The sequence below is a fragment of the Faecalibacterium sp. DFI.5.82 genome, from assembly GCF_029076575.1.
In the GTDB taxonomy this organism is placed as follows: domain Bacteria; phylum Bacillota; class Clostridia; order Oscillospirales; family Ruminococcaceae; genus Faecalibacterium; species Faecalibacterium duncaniae.
In genome coordinates, this window is record NZ_JARFIS010000767.1 from 1 (window position 1) to 300 (window position 300).

The 300-nt window shown below is 54.7% G+C and carries 1 pseudogene; it reads right to left on the bottom strand.

Annotated elements, in window-relative coordinates:
• Nucleotides 1-273: pseudogene (locus P0G09_RS18825) on the bottom strand (HD family phosphohydrolase); the annotation flags it as partial.
• Nucleotides 274-300 lie beyond the last annotated feature (27 nt).

The following is a 300-nucleotide window of genomic DNA, read 5'->3' on the forward strand; positions in this document are numbered from 1 at the left end:
CAGATGCCGCAGGCCGTGGAAAGAGCCCTGCTTGTGCCAGTCAGAGAGATAGAAATCGTGGAGGAAAGCCCCCACGGCCAGCGTGGTCTCATCGGCTCCCAGATGGAAGCGGTGGTTGATCCAGCAGCTGACCACGACCACATTCTTGCAGTGCTGGTAGGTGGTCACATCACCGTGCTGGATAAACTCACGCTTTTCCTGCACCTTGGGGTGATGGTCGTACTGTTCCAGAATAGCGGACAGGCGCTCCCGTTCCGTTTGTGAAAGCTGCATTGAAAATTCCCTTTCTTTTTGTCAGAA